Origin of the sequence: Rhizobium sp. BK112, assembly GCF_014193215.1 — a bacterium.
GTDB lineage: Bacteria > Pseudomonadota > Alphaproteobacteria > Rhizobiales > Rhizobiaceae > Rhizobium > Rhizobium anhuiense.
The window spans coordinates 662977-685178 of record NZ_JACHYZ010000002.1 but is presented as its reverse complement, the minus strand read 5'-3'; the positions used below and the strand labels follow the sequence as shown (position 1 = coordinate 685178).

Here is a 22202-nt window from a genome sequence, read left to right as displayed (position 1 = left end):
GCCGGCACCGACCGGGGTCGGGCCACGTGTCTCGACCTTTCCGTTCCCCACCACCCTCTCGCAGGGCACGTTCCCTCGCCCGTTTACGGGGAGAGGGTGAGGGTGAGGGGCAATCTCCTGACGAAGCCCGCCAAGGAAAGCGGGCGGTCAGTTGACTCTTTGCCTTGAACCTTCTGCCTTTCTTCCCTAAATTCCCCGCCATCGATCATTTCAACAGGATGTGTGCCGCAATGGATTTCAACTCGATCGCAACGCCAGTTCGCCTTGCCAACGAGGAAATCCATATCCATGCCTGCATCCATCACCCTCTCCCAGATTTCATGGTCCGCGCCTGACGGGCGACCGCTTTTTTCCAATCTCGACCTCAGCTTCGGGTCGGAGCGCACCGGTCTTGTCGGGCGCAACGGCGTCGGCAAGACGACGCTGCTGAAGCTCGTCTGCGGCGATATCCAACCGCATTCGGGGACGGTTTCCGTCAGCGGCAGCCTCGGCGTGCTGCGGCAGAGCGTTCAGGTGGCGTCTGACGAGACGGTCGGTGATCTCTTCGGCGTCACCGATGCGCTGGCTATTCTGCATCGTGCCGAAGCCGGCGAGGCGACGGCCGACGAGCTGGCATCGGCCGACTGGACGCTGGAGGCGCGCATGGCCGCAGCGCTCAATCGCACCGGCCTCGACGTGGCCGCGCAGACCCCGCTTGCCGCACTCTCCGGCGGGCAGCGCACACGTGCCGGGCTTGCGGCGCTTGTTTTCACCGAGCCGGATTTCCTGCTGCTCGACGAACCCACAAACAATCTCGATCGCGATGGCCGCGAGGCGGTGATCGGCCTGATTTCAGGCTGGCGGGCCGGCGCCATCATCGTCAGCCATGACCGGGAATTGCTTGAAAGCGTCGATGCGATCGTCGAACTGACCTCGCTCAGCGCCACGCGCTATGGCGGCAACTGGAGCCATTATCGCGAGCGCAAGGCGCTCGAGCTGGCGGCGGCACAACATGATCTCACTGAAGCCGATAAACGCGTGGCCGAGGTGGCGCGGAAGGCGCAGGCGACGGTGGAGCGTCAGGCGCACAGGGACAGTACCGGGCGGAAGATGGCCGCCAAGGGCGGCATACCGCGCATCATGCTCGGTGGCATGAAGGAGCGGAGCGAAACGACGGGCGGCGACAATGCGCGGCTTGCCGAACGGCGGCGCGCCCAGGCGCTGGAAGAGGCAAAGGCGGCGCGCGAAAAGATCGAGATCCTGCAACCCTTGTCGGTCACCTTGCCGCCGACCGGGCTGCCCGCCAGCAAGATCGTGCTCAGGATGGATGACGTGACATCGGGCTACCAGCCGGGTGATCCCGTCATCCGCGATCTCTCCTTCGACGTGACTGGGCCGGAACGGATCGCCGTCACCGGCCCCAACGGCTCGGGCAAGACCACCTTGCTGGCGCTCATCACCGGCGAACTGGAACCCTGGGCCGGCACCGTCGCCGTCATGACCGCTTTCACGATGCTCGATCAGAAGGTCAGCCTGCTCGACCCCTCGGCCTCGATCCGCGACAATTTCCGCCGGATCAATCCGCTTTCCGATGAAAATACTTGCCGGGCGGCCCTTGCCCGCTTCATGTTCAGGGCGGATGCGGCGCTGCAGACCGTCTCGGCGCTCAGCGGCGGGCAATTGCTGCGCGCCGGCCTTGCCTGCGTCCTGGGCTCAGCACCGCCGCCGCTGCTGATCCTCGACGAGCCGACCAATCATCTCGACATCGACTCGATTGCTGCGGTTGAGGCCGGGCTGCGCGCTTATGACGGGGCGCTGCTGGTGGTCAGCCATGACGAGACGTTTCTCGAGAGTATCGGGATAGAGCAGCGGCTGGAGTTACCGGGTGATGGGGTTAAGTGATTTTAGGGGGGAGCATCGGTGCCTCCCGCCAGCGACGCTCTGACGGCTGCCCTGGGGTATTTTGCCTTTCGGCCTGCCATCAAGTCTTCGCTCAATCTCGATTGCTCCACTAGCCCGTTTCGCCATGAAAAGGCCTCCTGTCGCTAGTTCGAAAGCAATACCCTACTTGCAAGATATAACGCATTCAACCTATGACAGTCACCGCCGCGGCTTGGAGGAGAAGGGCATGACTATGGAAGAGGCGATCGGGCATCGTGCAGCCCAAAAGTGGAGCCTTTGGAGAAGCGCCAATATTGGCGTTAGCGTTAGCGCTGTCACCTTGTTACTTCAGGTCGCCAACGGTCGAGGCTTTGAACTAGCAAACTACGCCCACACTCGGAGTGCGGAAACGATTGGCGCTTTAGGTGGGCAGGTTCTCGCCGCACCACTATTATTTGTTGTGATTGCGGCCATACGAAACGTTTTCAAAAGGGGGCAAGCTAAGTCGAACGCAAGTGCCATTCGGGGGGCAATCACGTTCGCGGCGCTCTTTGTCACAATTTTCGCCGGCCTTTTTACCTACGGAGAGTTTGTGTTCTCTCGCGATGAAGCAATCGGTGGCGAAGCGCGACAATCATTCATAGCTGACACCCAGTTTGCGTGCGTTCAGAAGCAGGCCTCACTCAACCAAGCTATTACCCAGCAGCAAATCCAAACCTATTGCACCTGTTTGACCGAGAAGATGGCCGACATCACGACGTACAAACAATTGGGCACTGAACTGACTGCCAAAGCCCTTGCGGACCTGCAGCAAAAGGTTGGAGCAATAAGTAACCTTTGCCGCCAATGACTTCTGAACGGCCCAATTCTGGTGCAGATATGGTGAGCCATTGCGACACTTCTGGTCACGATGACGCTCCTGATCCTCGACGAGCCGACCAACAATCTCGACATCGACTCGATATCAGCGGTCGAGGCCGCGCTGCGCGCTTATGACGGGGCGCTGCTCCTCGTCAGCCACGACGAGACCTTTCTCAGGAGCATCGGGATAACGCGGCGGCTGGAGCTGACTGCCGCTGGGCTGAGTGGATAAATGAGGAATTGGCGGGTAGACGCGGTGTTAAATCCAGCCCTTTGAAGCACCATCACCACCTCAGCCAAGACAGCCGAGCTTCTGGTTCGCGTGATGTTTGCCTTACAAGATCTGTGTCTTGGCTATCCTGGTCTCCACTCTCCTGTCCAATTCGCGTCGATTAAAGCTGGCGCATTTCTTCACGCAAAATTTTATTAACCAATACAATGGTTTGCTCCAGTTGCCAAAAGACGCGATCCACTAGGAGCTTTCTGGTGGCCCGTGAGCGAGGGAACATGTCGGCGAAATGACATCGTCGACAGAGGCGCTCATTTTCACCCGATTGAAGGGCCACCTGAGATCAACGCCGCCCAAGCGTTGGCCGAGAGCATCGCTATTTCACAGGCATGAATGCCTATTCACCGGTTTTCGCCATCCGCGGAAGACGATCCTTTGCGCTTGGCTGCAAGCGAATATTACAGCAATTTAAGGAGTTGATATGCTTTTCTTCAAGAACGCCAGAGTCCGAACAAAGCTTGCCGTATCGTCGGCGGTCGGAATCCTTCTCATCATTTGCATGATCGTCAATCAACAGCTGGCAGGGCGGGATATAGCCCTGGCGAACCAAACCGTTGATCGGGAACAGATCATCCTCAACGGTATCCAGACGGCCTCTCTGTCTCTCGCCGAAATGCGCGTTGCCGCTCGCGATGTCGATTTCGCGATATCTGGTGAGGAATTGCAAGCGGCACTCAATCGAGCCAAAACCGCCAGCCAACAGGCTTGGGATGGCCTCGCCCAACCCATAAGCATTGCCCTGAAGCCCGATGTTCTCAACGATATCCGCAACACCCTCAGAGCCTACGAAGCGTTGATTGCCAAACGTGCCTCTGCGCTGTCTGGCGCCATGGCGAACAAACCAGGGGTGGCACTGAGCCAGACGGACATCTCTGCCGCATTGGCTGTCGTTTCGAACGATGAAATCGGACAGACGATGAATCAAGCCCGCGTCGCAACCGAGGCGTCCATCAAGAATGCGCGCCATTTCACCGAAGAAGCAAAAGCCGCATTGGCTGCGACGGTCGCAAGGGGCGACTCGATTGCGCTGATCGTTGGTGCCGGTGTCGTTCTTGTCCTTCTTGCTTCGGCCATCGGCCTGATGTTCAGCATCGCCAAACCGATCCAGACCATGACGATTGCGATGCGGCGGCTCTCACAAGGCGAGCTCGATGTCGATGTGGCCCAGATCTCGCGTCGAGACGAGATCGGCGAAATGGCAGCGGCAGTCGAAGTCTTTCGCGTAAATGCGCTCACCAACCGGAAGCTGGAACAAGAAGCCGAAGCCAATCGCAACATGTCCGAGGAGGAACGCCGCCGCCAGGCCGATGCGGACCAGCGTCGCGCCGAGGAAATGACGCAGGCGACGGAAGGCCTTGGGGCAGGTCTCAAGCATTTGGCGAGCGGCGACTTGTCGATCCAGCTTTCCGAGCCCTTCGCCTCCGACTTTGAAAGCCTGCGCACCGACTTCAATGCGGCGGTGGCCCAGCTCGCCGGCACGTTGCGTGCTGTTGCTCATGCGACCGGCGCAATCGATACCGGCATACAGGAGATCGGCCAGAGCGCCGAGGATCTGTCGAAGCGCACCGAACAGCAGGCGGCCTCGCTCGAGGAGACGGCAGCGGCCCTCGATCAGATCACCGTCAATGTCAGCTCTTCGACGAAGCGAACCGAAGAGGCGCGTTCGATTGCCACCGAGGCCAATCTGAGTGCGCAGAAATCAGCCCAGGTCGTCTCTCATGCGGAAGAAGCCATGCGCCGCATTGAGGAGAGCTCGCAGCAGATCTCCAACATTATCGGTGTCATCGACGAGATCGCCTTCCAGACCAATCTCCTGGCGCTCAACGCCGGGGTCGAGGCGGCCCGTGCCGGCGAAGCCGGCAAAGGCTTTGCCGTCGTCGCCCAAGAGGTGCGTGAACTGGCGCAGCGCTCCGCTCAGGCCGCCAAGGAGATCAAGGGGCTGATTCAGAATTCGTCGACGGAAGTTGAAAGCGGCGTCAGGCTGGTGCGCGAAACCGGCGAGGCGCTGAACGTGATCGGCGGCTTCATCGGGCAGGTCAACAGCCATATGAACGCGATCGCCACCTCGGCGCGGGAGCAGTCGACAGGGCTGGCCGAGATCAACACCGCGGTCAATTCGATGGACCAGAGCACCCAGCAGAACGCAGCGATGGTGGAACAATCGACCGCGGCAGCCTCAAACCTCGCCCAGGAGGCGGCCAAGTTGCGCGATCTCGTCGCCCGCTTCAGCCTTGAAGGCGCGGCCACCCAGCCACGTGCAGCTGTCTCCGCGAACCGACCGGTGGCTTCGCCCGCCCGCGCGCTCGGAAATAGGCTCGCCAGCGCCTACGGCAGCAGGACGGCCACAGCTGCAGCTGTGAAAGAATGGGAGGACTTTTGATGCCTGATCAGCATTCCGGCGAGCAGCGCTCAAGCACGGCTCTGGAAATCATCGCCTTCCACCTCGGCGACCAGCAATTCTGCATCAGGACGACCGTGATACGGGAAATCCGGGGATGGGCAGCGGCAACGCCGCTGCCCCATGCGCCGCCGCATGCTCTCGGCGTGATGAACCTGCGTGGCTTGGTCATTCCCGTCATAAACTTGGCAGCGAAGCTCGGTGTGCTCAGTGTCGTCGATACCAGTCGCAGCGCCATCGTCGTCGCCGAGGTCGGCACAAACATCGTTGGCCTGGTCGTTGATCGGGTCTCCGATATCCTGTCGATCAGCGAGAAACTGATCCAGCCTGTGCCTGATCTGGGCGCCGCATTCGATCCTGCCTTCTCACACGGCATCATCCCCCTCGAACAGGGCATGGTTTGCTTCCTGAACCTCGATCATTTGTTCGCAAACCTCGACCTGGCGGACGCCGCCTAGAACAGGATGGTTTTAGGCCGGGTCGACCTAAAACCTGAATCCTCTTTTAAATTATGCGCATTCACCGGATCGCAGCGCCAGTCAAACAACAAAAGATCGTTTCCTGGTGTCCGATGGATTCTCGCCGTAGGCAGCTCGATAGATGGCGGAAAAGCGACCGAAATGAGAGAAGCCCCACCTCTGGCATATTTCTCTCACCGATTGATGGTTCGACGGATCCAGCAGGTCCTGACGGACCGCCTGCAAGCGCATCGTGCGCAGATAGGCCGCCGGCGTCGTTTGCCTGAAAACGCGGAAGCCGTTTTCAAGTGCGCGAATGGAAACGCCGGCCGCCTCAGCCACCGTCTGCGTTACAATAGGCCGGTCGATATTGGCCTGCATGAAGTCGATTGCGTGGCGAACGTGCCGAGGCGCAATCGTCAAAGGCTTCTTGTCCAAAAGCGCCGAGAAGCGATGCGGGATCGTTCGCACCACCAGATCCGCCAGCACTTCCGTCAGGTGCGACATCGCGACCGGCGATTGGAGCAGCAGTCCATTGTCGCGCATCCCAATGGCGAAGGTTTGGACCACCTTGCCGATCAATTGGCCAGATTGGGTGGAAAGATCCATCGCCGGCAACAACTCCAGCGCTCCGGTAAACGGTATTTCAAAGACCGCGGCGATGGTCTTTGAAATCATTTTCCAATCCAGTCGCAGCACGTCTGATAGATGGGGTTCCCCCTTCACGTCAAAACGCTCTGCCTCATGAGAGTTCACCAGGAGCATCCCACCAGGCGTGCCTTCGATTGTTCTTCGGCCAAGCGTTACAACGACTGCACCGCTGCGAGGTAAAATAATCGATAGCCACTCCGGAGTTTCGGGCGCAGCTTTTAGCTGCCACGGCGACGAATACTGCGCTGAGACCACCGTCACGGTGCCGTCAGATCGGGTATCTGATTTCCAGAGAAATTTTCCTGCCGGGCTAGCGGGCCATGCTTCGAAAGGGCCGAAATTCTCCGTGTGACTCTCAACCATCTGCTCAAAAGTTGACCCTTGGAAGCGGGGCGGGAAGCCAAATGAAGCGTTTTCAGGCATACAAGCTCAATCGAAACGGCCAAGATGTGGCGAAATTGAAAGACAACGCCTCGTCGGCAAAAGACGAGCGATTCTCGCGGGCAGAAAGCAAATCGCGTGCCAAATTTTCACAGTGCCCGGACTTAATCTCGTGTTTGTTGTCGCTTCGAATAGACCCAGTTGCTGTGGATCGCCGGGACGGTCCTCAGCTTGAAGGGGGAGCAGTCGAACGGCGCAAGCCAGAGCTCGGGCGACGGTATCTAGACCAGCGGCTTATGGCGGATATCGGCGTCCTTGCGGCTCACTTGCCTCTTTTTGAGGGCAATGTTATTTGGATCGTGCAACCTTTTTTTTGAGAAAGGAGGATCACGCAATGCAGTATTATTTTCGGTTTAATCGCCAGCGTGGTCCCGTCAACGCCCTGCAAATGCGTGAACTGAAAATTAATACGTATATTTTTCAGTAAGTTATCGCAGAGTGACCAAATCCGGTGCCCAAAATCTCCGGTGAATGGTGGCGAACATTCAAGTCGGCGTGCCCCCTTAGCTACCATTCCCCAAAAAACCAGAAGCCAAGCGGACACGAGCAAGGCATCATGGGGCCCAAGTGGCCTGCTGTGGGCTTTTCTCTAGCAGACATGCTCATAGGGTATGCGTGGTGCAAGTTGCCTTGCCGCCAATCCGCGCCTCGTCCGCGTGTGCCTATACCCGCGCGACCGCATCGCAAATCTTGCTGGACGTCGAAGTGTAGCGTTAGCTATTTATGAAGACCAACACGTGTAAAAATTGCGCAAGCGGCCAACTGGTTCGTGGGGAAAATCGAATGTCATCGACGTCTCTGAAGAGGCCCTATAGTGATATCACCGCGCGCCAAGAGGCGTACTCAGGCGCCTACATTCAGGCAGTCGCGGCAGTCGCAGGTTGCTCGATTGCATCGCCTAAGCCCGACAACGATAAAATCGACTGGTGGGTGAGCTCGCGTGTTCGTGGAACGACATTCACGAAGCCTCAAATTCATATCCAGGCGAAGTGTTTTTTGAATGCTGCCGCCAAAGGCGAGCACACGTCCTATACTCTAGACATCGATACATATGACAACTTACGGGATGAGCGTGTTTCGTCTCCCCGAATTCTAGTTGTGGTTCTGGTCCCCAACGACTTTCCCGACTGGCTGCTTCAGGACGAGGCACAGTTGGCGCTTAGGCACTGCGCCTATTGGGTGTCGCTTAAAGGCGCGCCGGAAATTCTAAATCAGGCCACAAGGACCGTGCATCTACCCAGAACCAATATTTTTTCCCCCCGAACCTTGCAAGCGATGATGGTAAGGGCAAGCAATGGGGAAGACCTCGCTGGCGTAACCGATGCGGAAGAACTGGCATGAAGGCGCTCGTTACCGACCAAGAAGCAATATCGTCGCTCAGCCCTCTCAGCGTCATCGGCTATTTGCGCGCCAAGGGCTGGACCCGATATAGCGAGACAGCGGGCAAATTCTCTGTCTGGATAAACGACCTAAACCCAGACGCCGAACTGGTAATCCCCTACAAGCGCGCATCTGACTTCGTGTCGCTTTTAAGCGGCGTCTTGCGTGAGCTAGAGTTGGCCGAGGGGCGGTCACAACTTGATATCATAAGAGACCTTCTCAATTCCGGGTTCGATGTGGTGCGGCTGGCTGCAAAATCGCCAGATGCGGCGGGCGGTTCTATTCGAATTGATGAGGGTCTTATGCTGTTCGAGCAGGCCCGCGAAATCTTAATGTCGGCTGCCTGCGCGACGGTGAAGCCGCGACCGGTCTTCCACGCTCGCAAACCTCAACAGGCCAATGAATATATGGAGACTGCACGATTGGGGCAGACAGAGCACGGAAGCTACGTGCTTACCCTGTTGTCCCCAGTGGCCCCCCAGTTAAATGCCTACAGCGATACCGACCTATTTCCGGGAGAACCGTTCGAGCGGCAAGTTATCCGAACCCTTGCAAGGTCAATCAGCTTAACTGTGGATGCAGCGGCAGAGGCATCTGCAAGCGGAAGCTTTCAACCTTTTCAGGATGCGGTCTCCGGGGGAGTGAGCGCAAATCTCTGTGAGGCCGTCACTCGATTGTTTAAGGTTGGCGACCCATTATCGATAGGCGTGTCAGTAGCATGGGCGCAAAACAGACCCTTGCCAAACGATAAACAATCGCAAATCACAATCAGCAAAGATGTGGTTCCGGCCATCTCCGAGGCCGCAAGGCTTTTCAGGGCTACCGATACCCTAGACGACTACCTCGTCCAAGGGCCAGTCGTAAAACTGGCAAGGGATGAAGGTGAACCGAGCGGCCGCGTCACCATTTATGCGTCAATCGATGATGCTCTTAGAAAGGTCGTTGTAGCCCTTCCAGTAGCTGAATATGACAAGGCTACTCAGGCACACCGTGAGTATAAGTCGGTCAAGGTAAGGGGCAACGTAAAGCGCGCCGGACGCTCGTTCATCGTCACAGAACCAACCGGGTTTGATTTCGCATCGGAAGAAGATGAGATTGAACTTTAGCGCGGACTATTCACACTATGCAGCAAGCCGGTCGCGAAGGACGATGGCGATGGTTCCACCCTCCCCCACAGAGGGCGTGTGCTTGAGCAGTGCCGACATTGGGCCGATTGCAGACGAGGCCGTCGCATCATCTGTGGAACACGGGGGACCCATTTGCACCCCCACCCCGCCGACGGGAAAGCCCGGAGGGGGAGGCCCCAAGCCCTGAAAGTCTATGATTTTCCTTCGGGTCATTGCGCGGCGCACTTGGGGCGTGGTCCCCAATCGATGAGCCGTTTGCAACGTGAAGGCACCGGCAAAGTAACTGCACTGGCATGTGCTGCACTGCTGGCCAATCTGAACCGTACACGAGGGGAAAATGAGACAACTGCTTATGGCCGCCGCGGCGGCAACGATGATGACCGCGCAGGCCTATGCATATGATACCAACATCGTCACGTTCCAATCCGGCAACGAAATTTACCAAGTTTGCCAGTCTGCGAAGGACGTCGAGCGCATGTTGTGCTTGGGTTACATTGAAGGTGTCACGGATGCCTACGAGACCTACCGCGCCACCCAAGGGATGCAGCCGTGCATGCGCCCGGGCGTAACAGGTGGCCAGCTGATCGACGTCACCGTGCGGTTCTACCGAAACAATCCGGAAAAGCGCGACTATGCCGCGTCTTCGCTCATCCAAGGCGTTCGGGAAGCTTTTTGCCCGGGAAAATAGAGGTTACCGATTATGACGTTTTGGGACGGTTTCCTGCCTGCGCTTGGGGTCTTTGCAGCCGCTGGCGTGGCCTATGTGACATGGCGTTTCTGGAAATGGGTTATCCCGGCTGCAATCCTGTTGTGTGCGATTGGCGCGGCGCTGATTTTCTGGCCTCAGATTGCGCCCAAGAGCCGGTTTGATCCGACCACGGCCAAGCCCACCACGAGCATGTTTGATGATCTGATCCCGAATAAGCCAAACGCCGTGGGCTGCGACAATCCATTTGGCAAGTATGGGTCCGGGGGTCAAGCATGGCTTGAGCTATGCAAGGATGATCCGGCCTACATCGAGATGGAAAAGGAATGGGCGATAAAGGAAGCGCAGGCAAAGGCGGCAGCGGCGGCCAAGGCCGAACAGGATAGCAAGGCCGCCGCTGGCCGGTAGCCTTCATCTGCAAGCGCTGCTTGGTGGGGTCTGCGATCAGTACACATCTAGGCGGGGTTCACTTACCACCGGTCTTCACACGGGAACGTATATCGCTCTAGGGCTTGTTCTAGCCGCTCCAACGGGGCTCCTGCATGCCGCCCCACCCCCGCCAGTCGGAAGACCCCGGAGGGGGCCGCCCGCCTCCTACTCGACCTCCGGCTTCCGTTCGAGCATCCGGGTGATCGCTGCTCGGGTGTATCGGGTTCCGGTGCTGGAAACGTAACCTTTCTTCTCCAGCGCATCCGCTATCTCGTTCAGCGAGCGTCGCTTGCCATTGACTGGATAGCGGTGAAGCTTCCTTGCCAGCGCGATCATCTCTGAACCGCCTTCGATCTCGGCATAGTTCTTCCGTCCGCCGACCTTCTTGCCGGTCTCGCGGCGCTTGCGCTCACGGGCACCGCGCAGCTTCTCGACCAGCATGGCCTTCTCGAATTCGGAGACCGCGCCGAGCACCTGCCGGATAAGCCGGGCGGTTGGCGTGTCTGCAACGAAACTGTCCGGGCTGTCGACGGCGATTAGATCGATGCCACGCGCTCTCAGCATCTCGTGGCCGGTTTCCTGCACGATGAGGTCGCGGGCAAAGCGGCTGGCCGTCTCGACGAGGATCGTTCGCACCCCATTCGATAGCAGCCGTTCCAGCATTGCCGAGAAGCCCGGCCTCGCGGTCACCGCGTCGGCACCAGAAACGGCGGCGTCATAGTAGGTGTCCACGATCTCGTAACCGGCTGAATGGGCGAAGGCGTTGATTGCCTCGCGCTGCCGTCTCTCACTGTCCTTGTCCTGCCCGACATTGGCCGCGCTGGAGGTCCGGAGATAGGCCACCGCCTTGATGTTTCCCCTGTTGCTCAATGCATCCGTCCTCTTTCGTGTATCGCTTCCTTGAGCAAATGATACACCGCATTACACATGGATGCGAGAGAAATTGACACGCGTTACTGAAGTTGAAGACAGTTAGCCTCAAAAGTTGAGAACCTATGTCGCCAGTCGAACAAACCATACGATTGTTCTTCGCCTGCGCCTCGAATAGCCAGCAGACAACCGCGCGAAAACTAGCGCCCGCAAAATGACCGAAGGTTGACCATCCTCGACCACTTCGCCCCACAAGCGTTCGTTTCAGAGCAACAGGCATTCCTTCGCTATTGCAACGGGTGGAAAAACGACGAGGTCAGCAGCATCAAACTCGACGGAAAATTCCTCCCGCTTCTGTTTCGCCCAGCTGATAGCTGCGGTGGCTTGTGACTTCGGTACCCTAGTCGCCAGGCTGCAATGGGGAACCCATCGTTCTTTTCGGTAGTGCTCATGGCACGCGGTAGGATCGATATGCCGATGCAATTGTGCATGAAGCGCCAGCAGAGTGCTGCATGGACGAGGTTTTGCCCACAGAACGATAACATCGTTCTCGAAATAGCTGATGCTCTCGAAGGTTAGAAGCAATTTGGAATGAGATGCGAAAACATCATCAAGCACCGTTTCAAGGCCACCCACGAGGTTCGGAAAGACGGCCAGCGTGACGTGTGGTGGATACGCCAATTCACGCATCGATGGGATATTCTCAAAGCGGCCAGCCTGCTGCCAAAGCCGGAAGATCGGCGCAGCCGTTTCATTTAGGCACTTGATGCTGATTGCGTGCGGCATTCCTCAACCATCGGTCCCTTGGAAAGAAATGCAATCTACGCATAGCATTTCTAAACCGTCTAGTTCCGGCCCTGTGGAGAACGAAGCACGTCTCCGTGTCAGTGCAAGGTAGCGTTTTGTCGCTCGGCCGCGATCAGCTCCATGCGGCATTGACGCAAATCAGCAACGGTCTCGGCGACCCTTGCGGCATCTTCCGGAATGAAGCGGCGCGCGAGCGGGCCAATCGCCTCGCCAACTTCAATGATGCGGTCGATGGAAGGCGCGACGGGATTAACAGGGCAAAAGCGCTCGATGCGCCATGCGTACTTCAGCGCCCGGACAGCGGAAACCCTGTCACCACGTTCCTCAGCCAAGTCGGCCAACCTCCGCAGGTCGGGAACAATTCCCTCGCGGGTGACCGCTTGCGTGTCAGTCAAGTTCGATCACTCCCCTGCGCCGTATCGAGGCCGTCTCGGCATCCCATGCGATGGCATCACCATTCGCCTTTCGCGTCTCCACCTCATTGCGCTTGACACCGGCAAGCGCTGGCTTCGGTCCCGGCCTGCTCGCGGAAAATTGCGCCGTCCATTCCGCTTCGGTTAATTCGAGGATTTTGGTCGGCAAGGGTGCGGGCCTATGCAGGACGCTCACCTCTGACCGTTCGACCACCAATCCAAGCAACCGCGCTTGGGCGTTGATGGCGGCCACCATAGCCGCCGGATTTCGGCATTCCCTCGCGAAAGCAATGGTTTCATCGAGGTCGCTGACCAAACTTTCGACCGTTTTAACTGTCCGCTGGGCCGCCGCTCCCTGCAGTTCTGCGATGCGGTCGAGCACTGCATCATTTCTCATCAATCTATGGGCGCTCACCTCAGCCGTTCGACCAGAGACGCCATAGGCGTTGGAATAGGCTCTGGACGCGGCTTCACCCTTGGCGATGAGGCGGGAGAAAGCTTCATGGCGTTGGTTCGAAAGCGGTGGCATAGGGCGATGATACTCCGGTTCGGGCATTTTCCTGTCACGGTTTTCGGGACACCCGACCGCGCTGTCGCGACCATTCATTCCAGACCGCATCCCAAAACACCTTCATCTGCTCGCGCTGCTCGGCTTCGGAAAGGTTAATGTGGTCGAAGTGACGGCGGATGCCGTGCGTGACCTGCTTGTAGTAAATTTCGGCCTCCCGGCGCGTGGTCATTGTGAGCATCTTCGCGGCGACATGGCGGATTTTGCCGATCCGGTTGACCATCGGGAACAGGACAAGGTGGCAAGGATGGTCATGCGTCATGGCGGCCTCCATTCGCTGTAGGCTCAATTTCGTCCTGCTTTTTGAGACGGCTGTCACGCCCGACAAGTTTTGGAAGCCATAGGTCGAGTTCATCTTCGATGGAAACTTCGTCCTCGACGAGCACGTCGTCACCGATGGAAATCTCGTCACCAATCAAAAAATCGTGGGGTACGACGACATCAATACACGTCGGAAAGGAAGCGCTCTGAGAGATAGCTCCTCTCTCCATACTAAAACTATCCACGGAGTGCTCCACGTAATTGGGTTCACGCCGTGGACCCCTGTCCGTACACGCCGTGACCCCCCTAACGTCATTTAGGGGTTTACGCCGTGGACCCCCTAAACCGTCATCTCGGGCGCTGCCGCATAGCGAGGGCGACGATGCGGCCGCCTTGGTCTTTCGCTTCCGGCGCTCCATTTCCTTCTCCTCGGCGTCACGCTCGCGAAGATACTCACGGAAGGCGGTTTGATGTTCTAGGACGTGATTTTCTCTGGCGTTCACAATCCGATATCGCTGCACACCGTCGCTGGTGACGCCAGCTGGGGTAAAATAGCCAAGTTTGACCAGCTTCTTTCGGCGGCTGATAATCGTGCCCTTGGCCAAGCGGGTAGCGACCCGCAGTTCAATCAGCGACCGATATGGGCAGGTATCGGCCGACCCCATGAAGTCGAGGTATGCCCGCACGATTTTCAGACATTCACCATCGCACTGCGGATCGGCGTTGATGGTATTCTCAAGCTCAAACTTCCACGTCGCGTGGTTGGTGGCCTTCTTTTCCGGTACCGCTTCCGCTTCCGATTTCTTCCGACCGGCAGCCGTCATTGCAGACCCTCCACAACGGTCACGGCTTCCCGCGCCGATGGCACGAACCCGGTGCATTCCGAGTTAGAACGCCGGGAAGTTTCATGGTCGTTGGTTGGCATCGTACATCCTTGCCACGTTGCGCGGTGCGGTGCTGCGTGTCCTTGGCTGTTAAGACGGAACGCTGTGGCCCGCCGTGCACAATCGCGGTGGGCTTCTTTACGTGTGGGTTTCGGCTGCGGATGGATCATCCTGCTGGGGCTGTTTGCCGACTGGCGAACCAAGCCCCGTGGGTAATGCTTCCAGATACGCCTCGGCATCGGCCTTGAGAATTAGGGTCTTGCGGCCGATTTTCCGATACGGCAGTCGCCCGGATTGCATCTCCGCATAAATCTTGGTTCGGCCCACGTTTAGGTAATCGATTGCCTCATCTACCGAAAGAGCTCCGCGTGCCTCTATAGCTGGCCTTCGCGAGCCGCGTTTTCGTTCCTGCTTGTCTGCTGTCATAGGATGTCTCCGTGTTGGGCCGCGAGTGTTTTTCGCGGGCCTTGGGAGATCGTCGGTGATGCGCTCGAAGGCTGTAAAGACCCCTTTTTAGTTTTTTTCGATCACAATGTTCACTATCTGCACTCCCCATCGCCAAAGAGCGATGGGGGATAATTTTCCACCTATCGCCTACTATTCGGCAACGCTCAGCGTTGTAGCGGCGACGATGCCGTCGCTGACATCTGCGATGAAACGGGCGTAATGTTTTTGGATCATCGCAGGGGACGTGTCATGGAGCGCCGCGACCAGCGTCACCGACAATCCCGATTGAAGCTGCCGAACGATAGAAGAATGGCGAAAGGCATACGGTACGGTGTGGTTCGGAAGTCCGGCCCGTTTCACGACTTGGCCCCAAGGTCGGGTGATTTCGGAAGCGTGATACCAGGCCGCACGGCTGCCACGCTTCCAAACAGTTGGCGAGATTTCCTCGTTTTTCCATCGCTGCAACAACGGGCCGTCTGGGTCGGTATCTGCTCCAGATGTCAGTATGTCGAAGTCGGCTGCGGCTACAATTCGCTTAGTTACCAGTTCGGTTTTGCCACCCCTGCCCTTGCGGCTTGCCGGGACCATTATCACGTAATCGGTCATCTCTGTACCGCTCACCCGGTCCATGCGTTGCTGCCGGAACGCGCCTTTCCTGTTGATCCTCGCCACCTGTGAAAACCTCGCACCTGTCGAGGCGAGTGCGACCATTAGGCGGTACAAATCGCCGTCCCAATTTCCGGCCTCGTCCACTTCCTTGGCCGCGCGCAAGGCTGCTTTGATTTGGTCGTCGGCGAGAACTTGGATATCGCGGCTGTTCGGCTCGTCGTTCGTCACCGTGAGAGCGCTGGAAATCTCCGCCTTCCACGTCGCCGGAAGGGACTTCGCGTAGTTGTCACCGGCAAGGCGTAGCGCCGCCTTGAAGTCGCCTGCAAGCCGCTTCCTCGTCGCGGCGCTCAGCGGTAGGTTGTCGAGCCATTCAAGCAGCCGTTCCCGCGTTGTGTCCCTCAGCTTCGTATCGCACAGGTCAACGTCAGAGAGGACATTGCGCGACAGACGAGTATCGGCATCGGATCGGATATCAACACGGCCTTTGTTTTTCCTGTCGCGAGAATTCCGAACGGCTATGTATTCCTCTACCGCACGGCGCACCGTGAGGGGACGCGCACCCTTGGCGCTTGGAACGGCTGCGGCTTCAGCGAGCTTCAGTGCCTCGACTGATGCGCGCTTAAAACTCAACGTTTCTTCATCGATATGGGCATCGTCCGCATTCGCAAAGACTTGCATCTTGTAGGGATTGCTCGCACCTTTAGGCGCGTCCGGGTCGTGGTAACGAACCAGCCATTTTCTGGCCTCTGGCGATTTTCGGTAACCGAGAAACACGCCGGGGGCGAGGCGTTCCCATACTGGTTTCTTGGCGATTGGAAGCTTAGTTCGCTTTGCAACCGTGTCGATTTTCGAGACCATGTGCTGTATCCGTAGTGCCCAATAGTGCCCAATATACACCATGAATATCAGCGGACAAGAGTGGACGGCAAAGGAAAAAACATTGACAAAACAAAGTCAAATTTGCATGGCGACGAACATCGATGAACGACATCAACGCCCTGCAAACGCGTTTGCAGGGCTGACCAGAGGCCGTTTCTCGACATCTCTTCCTGGTCTGCCCTTCGTGGCCAATGCGACGCCGTAGCTGACAGCGCGCATTCTTCTCAATTTCCAGGCCCGATACACGCAATCCCGTGATGGCTGAATGCCCCGGATCGCGCGTGATACCCGGTCAAGACCAGAGAACGATCATGACACTCATCAATATCCGCAATCTCGGCGTGACGCTGGGCAATCCGTTGTTTTCCAAGCTCAATCTCGTCGTCAACACAGGCGATCGCATCGGCCTCGTCGCCGCCAACGGGCGGGGCAAATCGACGCTGCTTGCCTGCATCACCGGCGCGCTGGAGCCGAGCGAGGGCGAGATCACCAAGGCGCGCGGGCTGACCGTCGGCCATGTCGCGCAGAATGTACCGCCCGGGCTTTTCGACACGCCGTTCTATGATGCCGTGCAGCAGGCGCTGCCGGCCGATCAGGCCGAAAGCGAGAGCTGGCGCGTCGATGTGGTGCTGGAATCGCTCGAGGTGCCGGAGGCCATGCGCCAGCGGCCGCTGAAGCAGTTGAGCGGCGGATGGCAACGGCTGGCCATGCTTGCCCGCACCTGGGTGAGCGAGCCCGACGTGCTTCTGCTCGACGAGCCGACCAACCATCTCGACCTTGAAAAGATCGCCCAGCTCGAAGGCTGGTTGAATGCGCTGCCGCGCGACGTGCCGGTGATCCTGTCCAGCCACGACCGCGCCTTCCTCGATGCGACGACCAACCGGACGCTGTTCCTGCGGCCGGAGCAATCGCCGGTCTTCGCCCTGCCCTACGCGCGCGCGCGCGCCGCCCTCGACGAAACCGATGCGTCAGAGGCCCGGCGCTACGAGCGCGACATGAAGGTGGCGGAGCAGTTGCGCAAGCAGGCGGCGAAGCTCAACAATATCGGCATCAATTCGGGCAGCGACCTGCTCGTCGTCAAGACGAAGCAGCTCAAGCAGCGGGCCGAGAAGCTGGAGGATGCGGCAAAACCGGCGCATCTCGAGCGCTCGGCCGGCGCCATCCGGCTCGCCAATCGCGGCACGCATGCCAAGGTGCTCGTGACGCCTGGAGGATGCGGCCGTGACGACGCCGGATGGGACGCCTCTATTCAAGACCGGCCGGCAATTCATCTGCCAGGGCGACCGCATCGTGCTGCTCGGCCTCAACGGCGCCGGCAAGTCGCGGCTGGTGTCGATGCTGAAGCAGGCGATCGAAAGGCCGGAGACGGCGCGCGACAGCATCAAGGCGACGCCTTCGCTCGTGCTCGGCTATGGCGACCAGGCGCTTGCCGATCTCGCCGACGGCGACACGCCGATTGGCACGATCATCCGCCGCTTCGATGTCGGCGACCAGCGGGCACGGGCCCTGCTGGCCGGCGCCGGCATGACGATCGACATGCAGGCAAAACCGATCGGCCAGCTGTCCGGTGGCCAGAAGGCGCGGCTCGGCATGCTGGTGCTGCGGCTGACCGAGCCGAACTTCTATCTGCTCGACGAGCCGACCAATCACCTCGACATCGATGGACAGGAAGCGCTGGAGGGCGAACTGATGTCGCATGAAGCGAGCTGCCTGCTGGTCTCACACGACCGCAGTTTCATGCGGGCGGTGGGCAACCGGTTCTGGCTGATCGAGAAGAAGCGGCTGGTGGAGGTGGAGAGCCCGGAAGGGTTCTTTGCTTCGGTTGCGGGGTGATGGATGGGTGTGATTGGTGTTGGCCGTGTGCCGTGAAGCCACCTCATCCAGCTGCCGCCCTTCTCCCCGCGGGGAGAAGGGACTCGTGGCGACGTCTCGATTCCCCCTTCTCTCCTCGGGGAGAAGGTGCCCGTAGGGCGGATAAGGGGGCTTTACGCCACACCGCCAAAAATGCGGCAAAACCTACCGCTTCGGCGCCACCAGGCAGAAGAAGGCGCCTTGCGGGTCGGTGGCCTGGATGATCCAGCTGCCGCCGGGGACTTCCATCGGGCCGTTGACGACCTTGCCGCCGCCTGAGGTGACGCGTTCGATCGCGGCGTCGATCGCCGGCACGATGAAATAGTAGCACCAGAAGGGCATCGGCATATTGTCCGGCTTGGTCATCATGCCGCCGATCTGCCGGCCACCATGGGCGAAGAGATGGTAGACGCCCATCGGACCCATGTCGAAATCGCTGTGCTTCGTCCAGCCGAACAGCTTGGAATAGAAGGCCAGCGCCTGTTCGCCATTGCCGGCGTAGAGTTCGTGCCAGCCGATATTGCCGGGCGCGTCGAAGGCCAGTTCCGGCCAGGTTTTGTCCATCGGCGCCGGCGTCATGATACAGATCACCGCGCCACCCGGATCGGCGACGACGGCGAAGCGGCCGATGGTCGGGATGTCTTCCGGCGGACGGCGGACCGAACCGCCATTGGCGGCGAAATCCTTGGCCGACTGATCGACGTCGTCGACATCAACATAACCCGTCCAGTTCGGTGGAATGCCCTTGCCCTCGAGTTCGGCCGGAAACTCCATCAGGCCGGCGACGCCGATGCCGTTCGCCTCGAAGATCGTATAGGTCGGCATGCCCTCCATTTTCATCTCGGAGGTCGTCCAGCCGACGACGGAGCTGTAGAATTTCGCAGCAGCCGCTGTGTCGGGGGTCATCAACTCGCACCAGATGAACTTTCCATGCGTCTCGGACATCCTACTCTCCCTTTTTCGACGCTCCTTTCCCGAGGCCTCTTTTTCGAAACCCCTTCTTTCAAGGTCGAGCGCCGTGATTGTCAGATCTTGCGGGCGTAATGTGCTTCCATGAACTGCTTCCAGGAACCGTCAGGCTGCTTGGCGCTGGAGATGAAGGTGCGGTGATCGGCGTCGGTGAAGGTGATCTGCTCGCAGTAATCGGCAAGTCCCTCGCCATTGAAGTCGGGACCTGTCGTATAGAGGTCCAGCACATTGCCGGATGCGTCGAGCTCGCCCTCATAGACCCACATATAGTCCATCATGCTGCCGATCCAGCTGCCGATATATTTGCCTTTTGCGGCGTTGTAGCCAAGCGTCAGGATGCTGGTCGCCTCTTTACCATCCGGCATGCGGCCGGTCCCTTCGGCGACGAACCAGATGCCGTGCAGCGAGCGCACGGTTTCCGTCCAGGGCTCGCTGCCGGTCATATCGGGTGCGGTGACGGTCCATTCGCCGATCAGTCTTTCCAGGAAGGAATGTTCCTTCAGCACTTCAGCGGTCTTCATCGTCCTCTTCTCCCTTGAGTGATGGTGGCGTCGTCTTTCCGCATCCCGGCTCAGTGACAGCAGGATGGCGCCTTCGGGGCCCCCTCATATTCGTCGTGGCGGCGCACGAAATTCATCGTGCTGTCCTCGTTACGGCCCTTCGGGGCGCGGTCGAGGATCATCAGGGTGCCGATCAGTTCTTCCGGGCCGCGGGCATAACTCGAATAGGTATGGAAGACCTCGCCCTTGTCGTTGCGGTAGAAAGCACTGAGGCCCGGCAGCTCGTCATTGGCATCAGCCGGCGGCATAGGCGTGAAATTGTAAAAGACCTTGTCTTTGGCAAGATCCTCCGGGCTGAAAGAAACGTGATAATCGAAATTGAAATCGCTGCCGAAGGAAGAGACCCAGGGAAATTGCCAGCCCATGCGCCGCTTGTAGGCGGCGATCTTGTCGAGCGGCGCGCGCGAAACGGCGACCCAGGTGACGTCGTGATGGTTCAGATGCGGCAGAGCGCCGTCGACATGATCCGACAGGAAGGAGCAGCCGGTGCAGCCGGCATCCCAATCGGGACCGAGCATGAAATGATAGACCAGCAACTGGCTGCGGCCGTCGAAAAGATCGGCGAGCGATTTCTTTCCCTCCGGCGTGTCGAAGACATAATCCTTGTCGACCTTCACCCAGGGCATCGCCAGACGGGCGGCGTTGACGCTGTCGCGCAGCCGCGTCGCCTCCTTCTCCTTTACCAGCAGGGCGCGGCGGGCTTCGAGCCATTCTTCTCGGGAAACAACCTCATTCTGCATGGAATGCGCCCTCCTCCGGCACGCTCCTTTTCCTTGACTAATTACATTGATATCAATAGAAATGGAGCATGTCAAATTCGATCGAGATTCCCTTTTCCACGACGCTGATGGTGCGCGACACCTGCCTCTGCCTGCATGTGCAGCGGGCAGCGCGCGCACTTGCCCGGCTGTTCGACGATGCGCTGAGGCCGGCGGGGCTGACCAACGGGCAGTTTTCGCTGATGATGTCGCTGAACCGGCCGGAACCGCCGCCGATGGGACCGGTCGCCGCCCTGCTCGCGATGGACCAGACAACGCTGACGGCGGCGCTGAAGCCGCTGCAGCGCAAGGGCTGGGTCGCAGTGATGGAGAACCCCCGGGATAGGCGCGGCCGGCTGCTGAGCCTCACCGCCGATGGCAAGGCGGCGCTGGCAAAGGCGCTGCCGATCTGGGAAAAAACGCATGCGCTGCTTGACGGCAGGCTCTCGGATGGCGGTTCCGCGCGGCTGCGGCAGGACCTGCAGGCGCTATCATCCATGCCGGCCGAAACGCTGAAGGCCGCTGCGTCGCCGCGGCCGTCCCGTCATAACAGGCGGACAACGGCGGAATAGGCGGGCTATGAGCATCTGGTTCTTCATCATTCCCTTCACACTCGCCGCCGCCCTTCCGGGACCGGCCCAGGGCGCGCTAATCGCGCAGGTGCTTACGCGTGGCGGGCGCTCGACGCTTACCTTCATCCTCGGCATGGTCGCCGGCAATTCGCTCTGGCTGGTGGCAGCGATCTCAGGGCTTTCGGCGTTGGCATTGCGCTTCGAGGCCGCCTTCGTCATCGTCAAATGGCTGGGGGTCGCCTATCTGCTGTTCATAGCCTGGAAGCTCTGGACGAGCGCGCCTGATGGCATCCAGGCGCAGGCGGGCGGCAAGCGCGGCCTGGTCGCCGGCATGCTGCTGACGCTCGGCAATCCGAAGGCGGTGGTGTTTTTCGGGGCGGTGCTGCCACAGGCCTTCGATCTGACGGCGCTGTCGGTATCGCAGATTGCCGTGATCGTCGCTCTCGGCCTTGCGATCGATCTCGGCGTGCAAGTCGCCTATCTCATGGTCGCGGCAAGAGCCCGCGCCTTCATCCGCTCACCACGCCAGATGCGGGCGGTGAACCGGTCGGCGGCAGGGCTGATGGCGGGTTCGGCGGCGCTGATCGCGATGCGGAGCTGAAATCGAACCGATTTCCCACCAGGTCAATGGCCCTGCCCTGCCGGCAGATTGCGGCAGCCATCGCGGCTGCCGCTTTTCTTAAAGCCGATCAGGCAACCGTGACCGGAACTTCGGTCGAGGTGCGCATGGCGTGGCTGTAGGGGCAGACGATGTGGGCCGCGGCGGCGAGCTTTTCGGCGGTTTCGCGGTCGAGACCGGGGATATTGACCGTCAGCGCCACTTCGATGCCGAAGCCGCCGCCATCTTCACGCGGGCCGATGCCGACCTTGGCGGAAACCGTCGTCTCTTCCGGAATCTTGACCTTCTGCTGGCCCGCGACAAATTTCAAAGCACCGAGGAAGCAGGCGGAGTAACCGGCAGCGAAGAGCTGTTCGGGATTGGTGCCGGTCGCGCCGTCGCCGCCGAGTTCCTTGGGAACGGTCAGCGTCACGTCCAGAACGCCGTTTTCGGAAACGGCGCGGCCTGCGCGGCCGCCGGTGGCAGAGGCTTTGGTCGTATAGAGAATAGGCATGACGATCTCCTTTGATTGGCCCTTCGATCGGGTTGGATTTTC

25 protein-coding genes and 2 pseudogenes are annotated in these 22202 nt (G+C 59.2%); 13 read left to right on the top strand and 14 right to left on the bottom strand.

Going from position 1 to position 22202, the window contains the following annotated elements; translation table 11 throughout:
- Window positions 1-83 precede the first annotated feature (83 nt).
- Complete coding sequence (locus FHT75_RS08835) at window positions 84-290, bottom strand: hypothetical protein (protein ID WP_176707418.1); 207 nt, start codon at window positions 288-290, stop codon at window positions 84-86.
- Between FHT75_RS08835 and FHT75_RS08830 the strand changes: the two genes are divergently transcribed.
- From FHT75_RS08830 to FHT75_RS08810, 5 genes and pseudogenes are all read left to right on the top strand, one after another.
- Entirely contained in the window at window positions 289-1881 is a 1593-nt protein-coding gene (locus FHT75_RS08830) for an ABC-F family ATP-binding cassette domain-containing protein (protein ID WP_063476629.1), read from the top strand. The genes FHT75_RS08835 and FHT75_RS08830 overlap by 2 nt on opposite strands.
- A gap of 226 nt (window positions 1882-2107) precedes the next feature.
- The gene (locus tag FHT75_RS08825; protein WP_183844665.1) at window positions 2108-2710 is read left to right on the top strand and encodes a hypothetical protein; all 603 of its coding nucleotides are present in this window, start codon (window positions 2108-2110) and stop codon (window positions 2708-2710) included.
- A gap of 66 nt (window positions 2711-2776) precedes the next feature.
- A pseudogene (locus FHT75_RS08820) lies at window positions 2777-2953 on the top strand (ABC transporter ATP-binding protein); the annotation flags it as partial.
- Between the two features lie 478 nt (window positions 2954-3431).
- Window positions 3432-5390, top strand: coding sequence for a methyl-accepting chemotaxis protein (locus tag FHT75_RS08815; RefSeq protein ID WP_025603016.1), 1959 nt, complete (start codon window positions 3432-3434; stop codon window positions 5388-5390).
- Window positions 5390-5866, top strand: a complete 477-nt coding sequence (locus FHT75_RS08810; RefSeq protein WP_025554918.1) for a chemotaxis protein CheW — start codon at window positions 5390-5392, stop codon at window positions 5864-5866. Before FHT75_RS08815 ends, FHT75_RS08810 begins: the two co-directional genes overlap by 1 nt.
- A gap of 81 nt (window positions 5867-5947) precedes the next feature.
- On the opposite strand, the gene FHT75_RS08805 is transcribed toward FHT75_RS08810, so the two are convergent.
- A complete protein-coding gene (locus FHT75_RS08805) occupies window positions 5948-6940 on the bottom strand; it encodes an AraC family transcriptional regulator (RefSeq protein ID WP_025554920.1) in 993 nt (330 codons plus the stop codon).
- Between FHT75_RS08805 and FHT75_RS08800 the strand changes: the two genes are divergently transcribed.
- The 5 genes from FHT75_RS08800 (at window position 6922) to FHT75_RS08780 (ending at window position 10579) form a co-directional block, all read left to right on the top strand.
- Window positions 6922-7275 carry a hypothetical protein gene (locus tag FHT75_RS08800; protein ID WP_176707417.1) on the top strand — a complete coding sequence of 118 codons (354 nt, stop codon included), beginning with the start codon at window positions 6922-6924 and terminating at the stop codon, window positions 7273-7275. The two genes, FHT75_RS08805 and FHT75_RS08800, sit on opposite strands and share 19 nt — an antisense overlap.
- 466 nt (window positions 7276-7741) lie before the next feature.
- The gene (locus FHT75_RS08795) at window positions 7742-8299 is read left to right on the top strand and encodes a DUF4365 domain-containing protein (protein ID WP_050578741.1); all 558 of its coding nucleotides are present in this window, start codon (window positions 7742-7744) and stop codon (window positions 8297-8299) included.
- Window positions 8296-9444 (top strand): hypothetical protein, encoded by a 1149-nt coding sequence (locus tag FHT75_RS08790; RefSeq protein WP_028741570.1) that lies wholly within the window; start codon window positions 8296-8298, stop codon window positions 9442-9444. The genes FHT75_RS08795 and FHT75_RS08790 overlap by 4 nt, the downstream gene beginning before the upstream one ends.
- A 358-nt stretch (window positions 9445-9802) precedes the next feature.
- On the top strand, window positions 9803-10153 hold the full coding sequence (locus FHT75_RS08785; RefSeq protein ID WP_141507446.1) for a Rap1a/Tai family immunity protein: 351 nt from the start codon (window positions 9803-9805) through the stop codon (window positions 10151-10153).
- A 12-nt stretch (window positions 10154-10165) separates the two neighbouring features.
- The gene (locus FHT75_RS08780) at window positions 10166-10579 is read left to right on the top strand and encodes a hypothetical protein (protein ID WP_097582816.1); all 414 of its coding nucleotides are present in this window, start codon (window positions 10166-10168) and stop codon (window positions 10577-10579) included.
- 186 nt (window positions 10580-10765) lie between these two features.
- Here the strand turns inward: FHT75_RS08780 and FHT75_RS08775 are convergent, their stop codons facing one another.
- From FHT75_RS08775 to FHT75_RS08740, 8 genes are all read right to left on the bottom strand, one after another.
- Window positions 10766-11470 (bottom strand): recombinase family protein, encoded by a 705-nt coding sequence (locus FHT75_RS08775; protein WP_097630641.1) that lies wholly within the window; start codon window positions 11468-11470, stop codon window positions 10766-10768.
- A gap of 264 nt (window positions 11471-11734) precedes the next feature.
- Window positions 11735-12256: a 2'-5' RNA ligase family protein gene (locus tag FHT75_RS08770; protein WP_097630639.1), complete on the bottom strand. Its 522-nt coding sequence runs from the start codon at window positions 12254-12256 to the stop codon at window positions 11735-11737.
- A 98-nt stretch (window positions 12257-12354) separates the two neighbouring features.
- Window positions 12355-12672, bottom strand: a complete 318-nt coding sequence (locus FHT75_RS08765) for a hypothetical protein (RefSeq protein WP_183844666.1) — start codon at window positions 12670-12672, stop codon at window positions 12355-12357.
- Entirely contained in the window at window positions 12665-13297 is a 633-nt protein-coding gene (locus FHT75_RS08760; protein WP_246712891.1) for a terminase small subunit, read from the bottom strand. The genes FHT75_RS08765 and FHT75_RS08760 overlap by 8 nt, the downstream gene beginning before the upstream one ends.
- Entirely contained in the window at window positions 13254-13520 is a 267-nt protein-coding gene (locus tag FHT75_RS08755) for a DUF6074 family protein (RefSeq protein WP_097630722.1), read from the bottom strand. The genes FHT75_RS08760 and FHT75_RS08755 overlap by 44 nt, the downstream gene beginning before the upstream one ends.
- Window positions 13510-14343, bottom strand: a complete 834-nt coding sequence (locus FHT75_RS08750) for a hypothetical protein (RefSeq protein ID WP_097630633.1) — start codon at window positions 14341-14343, stop codon at window positions 13510-13512. Before FHT75_RS08750 ends, FHT75_RS08755 begins: the two co-directional genes overlap by 11 nt.
- 198 nt (window positions 14344-14541) lie before the next feature.
- Window positions 14542-14829 (bottom strand): helix-turn-helix domain-containing protein, encoded by a 288-nt coding sequence (locus FHT75_RS08745; protein ID WP_097630631.1) that lies wholly within the window; start codon window positions 14827-14829, stop codon window positions 14542-14544.
- Window positions 14830-15000: 171 nt separating this feature from the next.
- The gene (locus FHT75_RS08740; RefSeq protein ID WP_097630630.1) at window positions 15001-16317 is read right to left on the bottom strand and encodes a hypothetical protein; all 1317 of its coding nucleotides are present in this window, start codon (window positions 16315-16317) and stop codon (window positions 15001-15003) included.
- Window positions 16318-16649: 332 nt separating this feature from the next.
- On the opposite strand from FHT75_RS08740, the pseudogene FHT75_RS08735 reads away from it, so the two are divergent.
- Window positions 16650-18171: pseudogene (locus FHT75_RS08735) on the top strand (ABC-F family ATP-binding cassette domain-containing protein).
- Between the two features lie 183 nt (window positions 18172-18354).
- Here FHT75_RS08735 and FHT75_RS08730 read toward each other — a convergent pair.
- The 3 genes from FHT75_RS08730 to FHT75_RS08720 form a co-directional block, all read right to left on the bottom strand.
- Complete coding sequence (locus FHT75_RS08730; RefSeq protein WP_029868103.1) at window positions 18355-19134, bottom strand: VOC family protein; 780 nt, start codon at window positions 19132-19134, stop codon at window positions 18355-18357.
- An 80-nt stretch (window positions 19135-19214) separates the two neighbouring features.
- Window positions 19215-19679, bottom strand: coding sequence for a DUF1579 domain-containing protein (locus FHT75_RS08725; RefSeq protein WP_029868104.1), 465 nt, complete (start codon window positions 19677-19679; stop codon window positions 19215-19217).
- Between the two features lie 50 nt (window positions 19680-19729).
- Window positions 19730-20458 (bottom strand): DUF899 domain-containing protein, encoded by a 729-nt coding sequence (locus tag FHT75_RS08720; protein ID WP_063476627.1) that lies wholly within the window; start codon window positions 20456-20458, stop codon window positions 19730-19732.
- 68 nt (window positions 20459-20526) lie between these two features.
- Between FHT75_RS08720 and FHT75_RS08715 the strand changes: the two genes are divergently transcribed.
- Entirely contained in the window at window positions 20527-21048 is a 522-nt protein-coding gene (locus FHT75_RS08715; protein ID WP_063476626.1) for a MarR family winged helix-turn-helix transcriptional regulator, read from the top strand.
- Between the two features lie 7 nt (window positions 21049-21055).
- Window positions 21056-21649 carry a LysE family translocator gene (locus FHT75_RS08710; protein ID WP_063476625.1) on the top strand — a complete coding sequence of 198 codons (594 nt, stop codon included), beginning with the start codon at window positions 21056-21058 and terminating at the stop codon, window positions 21647-21649.
- 88 nt (window positions 21650-21737) lie between these two features.
- Here the strand turns inward: FHT75_RS08710 and FHT75_RS08705 are convergent, their stop codons facing one another.
- Entirely contained in the window at window positions 21738-22160 is a 423-nt protein-coding gene (locus FHT75_RS08705; RefSeq protein WP_029868108.1) for an organic hydroperoxide resistance protein, read from the bottom strand.
- Window positions 22161-22202 lie beyond the last annotated feature (42 nt).

Excerpts from the sequence above, each read along its gene's own strand:
- FHT75_RS08785 (WP_141507446.1), top strand. The coding sequence starts at position 9,803 with ATGAGACAACTGCTTATGGCCGCCGCGGCGGCAACGATGATGACCGCG.
- FHT75_RS08725 (WP_029868104.1), bottom strand. The coding sequence starts at position 19,679 with ATGAAGACCGCTGAAGTGCTGAAGGAACATTCCTTCCTGGAAAGACTG.
- FHT75_RS08730 (WP_029868103.1), bottom strand. The coding sequence starts at position 19,134 with ATGTCCGAGACGCATGGAAAGTTCATCTGGTGCGAGTTGATGACCCCC.
- FHT75_RS08715 (WP_063476626.1), top strand. The coding sequence starts at position 20,527 with ATGTCAAATTCGATCGAGATTCCCTTTTCCACGACGCTGATGGTGCGC.
- FHT75_RS08835 (WP_176707418.1), bottom strand. The coding sequence starts at position 290 with ATGGATATGGATTTCCTCGTTGGCAAGGCGAACTGGCGTTGCGATCGA.
- FHT75_RS08805 (WP_025554920.1), bottom strand. The coding sequence starts at position 6,940 with ATGCCTGAAAACGCTTCATTTGGCTTCCCGCCCCGCTTCCAAGGGTCA.
- FHT75_RS08750 (WP_097630633.1), bottom strand. The coding sequence starts at position 14,343 with ATGACGGCTGCCGGTCGGAAGAAATCGGAAGCGGAAGCGGTACCGGAA.
- FHT75_RS08810 (WP_025554918.1), top strand. The coding sequence starts at position 5,390 with ATGCCTGATCAGCATTCCGGCGAGCAGCGCTCAAGCACGGCTCTGGAA.
- FHT75_RS08790 (WP_028741570.1), top strand. The coding sequence starts at position 8,296 with ATGAAGGCGCTCGTTACCGACCAAGAAGCAATATCGTCGCTCAGCCCT.
- FHT75_RS08745 (WP_097630631.1), bottom strand. The coding sequence starts at position 14,829 with ATGACAGCAGACAAGCAGGAACGAAAACGCGGCTCGCGAAGGCCAGCT.
- FHT75_RS08755 (WP_097630722.1), bottom strand. The coding sequence starts at position 13,520 with ATGACGCATGACCATCCTTGCCACCTTGTCCTGTTCCCGATGGTCAAC.
- FHT75_RS08720 (WP_063476627.1), bottom strand. The coding sequence starts at position 20,458 with ATGCAGAATGAGGTTGTTTCCCGAGAAGAATGGCTCGAAGCCCGCCGC.
- FHT75_RS08815 (WP_025603016.1), top strand. The coding sequence starts at position 3,432 with ATGCTTTTCTTCAAGAACGCCAGAGTCCGAACAAAGCTTGCCGTATCG.
- FHT75_RS08800 (WP_176707417.1), top strand. The coding sequence starts at position 6,922 with ATGAAGCGTTTTCAGGCATACAAGCTCAATCGAAACGGCCAAGATGTG.
- FHT75_RS08760 (WP_246712891.1), bottom strand. The coding sequence starts at position 13,297 with ATGAATGGTCGCGACAGCGCGGTCGGGTGTCCCGAAAACCGTGACAGG.
- FHT75_RS08830 (WP_063476629.1), top strand. The coding sequence starts at position 289 with ATGCCTGCATCCATCACCCTCTCCCAGATTTCATGGTCCGCGCCTGAC.
- FHT75_RS08780 (WP_097582816.1), top strand. The coding sequence starts at position 10,166 with ATGACGTTTTGGGACGGTTTCCTGCCTGCGCTTGGGGTCTTTGCAGCC.
- FHT75_RS08705 (WP_029868108.1), bottom strand. The coding sequence starts at position 22,160 with ATGCCTATTCTCTATACGACCAAAGCCTCTGCCACCGGCGGCCGCGCA.
- FHT75_RS08825 (WP_183844665.1), top strand. The coding sequence starts at position 2,108 with ATGACTATGGAAGAGGCGATCGGGCATCGTGCAGCCCAAAAGTGGAGC.
- FHT75_RS08710 (WP_063476625.1), top strand. The coding sequence starts at position 21,056 with ATGAGCATCTGGTTCTTCATCATTCCCTTCACACTCGCCGCCGCCCTT.
- FHT75_RS08770 (WP_097630639.1), bottom strand. The coding sequence starts at position 12,256 with ATGCCGCACGCAATCAGCATCAAGTGCCTAAATGAAACGGCTGCGCCG.
- FHT75_RS08795 (WP_050578741.1), top strand. The coding sequence starts at position 7,742 with ATGTCATCGACGTCTCTGAAGAGGCCCTATAGTGATATCACCGCGCGC.
- FHT75_RS08740 (WP_097630630.1), bottom strand. The coding sequence starts at position 16,317 with ATGGTCTCGAAAATCGACACGGTTGCAAAGCGAACTAAGCTTCCAATC.